The organism is Dietzia maris (assembly GCF_014144855.1).
Taxonomy (GTDB): Bacteria; Actinomycetota; Actinomycetes; order Mycobacteriales; family Mycobacteriaceae; genus Dietzia; species Dietzia kunjamensis.
The window spans coordinates 1-3,232 of record NZ_JAALDN010000021.1; the positions used below are offsets into that span (position 1 = coordinate 1).

The 3,232-nt window shown below is 72.1% G+C and carries 2 protein-coding genes and 1 pseudogene; all 3 read right to left on the reverse strand.

Annotated features, from left to right (window positions below; translation table 11 throughout):
* Positions 1 to 436 (reverse strand): annotated as a pseudogene (locus G6024_RS00630) (SGNH/GDSL hydrolase family protein); the annotation flags it as partial.
* Complete coding sequence (locus G6024_RS00635; RefSeq protein ID WP_235027699.1) at positions 433 to 1,860, reverse strand: McrC family protein; 1,428 nt, start codon at positions 1,858 to 1,860, stop codon at positions 433 to 435. The pseudogene G6024_RS00630 and the gene G6024_RS00635, both read right to left, overlap by 4 nt.
* A partial coding sequence (locus tag G6024_RS00640) for an AAA family ATPase (RefSeq protein WP_159147581.1) occupies positions 1,857 to 3,232 on the reverse strand: 1,376 nt, incomplete at its 5' end. The genes G6024_RS00635 and G6024_RS00640, both read right to left, overlap by 4 nt.

The following is a 3,232-nucleotide window of genomic DNA, read 5'->3' on the forward strand; positions in this document are numbered from 1 at the left end:
AGATGTCGGGGTCGCCGTGCGCGATCTGCATCGCCTCGATCTGCCCGGGCAGTCCCTTGGAGGTGGCGCCGACGATCGCCTTGATGCTCAGCCGCACGTCCCAGCCGGACTCCTCGGCCAGACCCCGCGCCAGCAGGACGCCGGGCAACTCGTCAGGGGAGTCGGCGCCGAGGCCGGCGGCGAGCGAGTCGCCGAAGATCATCATGTGCACATCGCACGTCATTCCGGGTCGCCACGGCTCGGGTGACCGGGCCCCGGGCCGGTAGAGCCCGTCGCCGGAGTAGGGCCGCGACGTCGGCTTGGGGATCACCCGGCGCGCGATCCGGGCCTGCTGCGTGAGCACCTCCTGGGCACCGCGGAACGCCCCGACCGTGCCGACGGCAGCCAGCCCGAGGCTCATCCAGAGGCGTCGGGAGGCGTCGTCGGCGTCGGTCATCGGGCGTGTCGTCTCCCCTCTGGGTTGTGGTCGGACTCTGGGTTGTGGTCGAACTCTGCGTTGTGGTGGGACCCGGCGCTGTGGTGGGACCCGGCGTCGTGGCGTGAGCCCGGCCGGTGGCGTGCGGCGGACGGAGCGGCCAGCCCACGGGCGTGCTGGGCCAACTCGACGATAGCCCTCCTGCTCTCGGCCGGCCCGCGGGAGAGGTCGATCGGGTACTCCACGATCGAGATGTCGGTGTGGACGATCCGTCGGGGCTGGGGGGAATCGTCGCGCCGCTGGGCCGGGTAGACCAGGTACGCGCGGCCCACCCCGAGCGCGGTGCAGGCGGCCAACAGTCGGTAGTGCTCGGCGGCGCGGGCCCGGCGGTCCGTGGGATAGGTCGGGACGAACGTGGTGACGGGCTCGCCGTCGACCTCGTACACCAACCCCGTGCGCACGGAGATGTGGTCACCGTCGTCGGACGGCGCGCTGTGACGACCCGACGGCGCGTCGTCCGCCTCGGCACCGGAATCCAGGTTGACGACGGGGTTCTGCAGCAGCCGACCACCCCGGCCGTCGAGGGCGGCGGTCAGCTCGGCTTCCACGAAGCGTTCGAACAGTGCCGGCATCTCGGTGACGAAGGCCGCCGACGCTGCGTGGCCGTCCTCGACCTCCACCGAGATCCGCCGCACGATGCGGTCCGCCAACGCGAGCGCGTCCTGGTAGCGGGCGTTGAGCCTGCTGGGCGTCCACGCCGGCACGGGCGCGCCCTGGCCGATGAGCGTGGCGTCCGACAACCGGGCGTCGACCATGGCCAGCCGGCGGCGGGTGGAATCGGGCAGCTCGGGCAGGAACTGCAGGCGGTGGGCGGCCGTGCGCAGGATGCGGTTCTCGGGGATGTCCGGGGTGAACTCGGAGTAGGTGACCTCGAGTGGGATGGTCATGCCCGGGTGGCGGCGGATCTGGTCACCCAGTCGGATCCGGCCGCGCACGGTGGTCAGCGCCTCGTCGACCCTGCGGTACCCGCGCAGCAGTCCGGCGGACAGGGCCCGGTGCGCCAACCGGGCCATGGACTCGGCGACGGAGGTCCACAGCTCGTCGTCGTCCCTGGCCTGCACCGATGAGGACAGGAAGGGGTCGTCGGCCGCGTGGTCGAGCAGGAAGAACAACTGCGTCAGGCCGAGGCTGGCGGCGGGCATGACCCGCACCGACAGTCCTTCGACGCGGACCGAACCGACCGCGCCGCAGGGGATGAGTCGCCACGTGTCGCGGCCGGCGGGCAGCACCTCCACGAGGCCGGTCTGCGACAGGTGCTGCGCCCCCTCCCAGCTCAGGTTGACGAGGCGGCCGCGGCGATCGAACTCGTCGAACTCGAGGGCCACCGGCGACGCCGGCGGCTGTGCCGACGCCGGCGCGCCAGCGCGCGACGGAGGTGCGGTCACGCCCGCCCGATCTTGCGGCGCAGCGCCGCGAGGCCGAACCGCTCGTGCACCTCGGCGCGGGTGAGCCGCCCGTAGTAGTGCTCCTCGAGCAGTGGGAGGAGGTCGAACCGCCAGATGGCCTCGAGGCCGCCCGGCTCGGTGGCCCGGTCCTTCATGAAGTACGACGGCCCGATCCGCAGGTCGCGGTCGGAGTCGTCGATCTCGGAGTTGAGCGCCTCGAGCAGTTCCGCGGGCTCGGTCGTCACGCCGCGCGCCTCGAGGTGGCGTCGGAGCACACCGGCCACGGGCGGGGTGTCGGGGTGCAGTTCCATGAACGCGAAGCGTCGGCGGATGGCGGCGTCAACCATGGCGATCGACCGGTCGGCGGTGTTCATGGTCCCGATGATGAACAGGTTGCGCGGCAGCCGGAAGGAGGTGTCGGGGGAGTACTGCGGCAGCACGGTCCGGTCCCGGTACTCCAGCAGGAAGTACATCTCGCCGAACACGCGGGCGAGGTCGGCGCGGTTCATCTCGTCGATGATGAGGAAGCTCGGGTGTTCGCGGCCCGACTCCGAGGTCGCCCGCGCGGCCTGGCGCCGCAGCGGCCCGGCCTGGAGAGCGAAGCCGGGCTGCCCCGACTCGGTGAGCGTGGGCCGGTAGCCCTCGAAGAAGTCCTCGTAGGCGTAGCTGGGGTGGAACTGCACCAGCTGGACCCGGCTGGGGTCGTCGGGGCCGGCGAGGAAGCGGGCCAGCTCCTGGGCGAGGAAGGTCTTGCCGGTGCCGGGCGGGCCGTAGAACACGATCTGCTGACGCTGTTGCAGGGTGTCGACGATCTCCTGCAACTCCTCGCGGGGCATGTGCAGGCCGTCGGCCAGCTCGTCGGTGACCTCGGGCAGGGTCGGCACCGCCCCGGCCGCGGGCGCCTCGGCGACCTGCGACTCCGCGGAGTGGCGCCCGGGGTGCATCGCCGAGAGCATCGCGTCCAGGCCGTCGGTGAGGTCGACGACCGTGCCGGGCTCGCCGATCAACTCGGACAGGGGACTGGGCAGGGTCTCCAGGTCGAGGGTGACGGTGCTCCACAGCACCGAGCGCTCGAGTTGCTGGCCGCCGTCGTCGACGTAGCCGAGGTCGTCGGTGAGGGTGCCCAGATGCAGTTTGGCGTCGGCGACAGTGGCCACCACGTCCTGCGGGTTCATCCGGGACAGGAAGGTGTGCAGTTCGGCCGTGAGCTGGAACCGGGCCTGGTAGTCCAGGTGCGGATAACCCTGCTCGACGGCCTGGGATACCTCGAGCCGGCTGGCGTGCGCGGGGATCCGCGGCAGGTGCGAGGCGGGCAGCGCGATGCGGTTCTGGGCGACCCACTGGCCGGCCTGGCCGACGCCGCCGCGGCCGG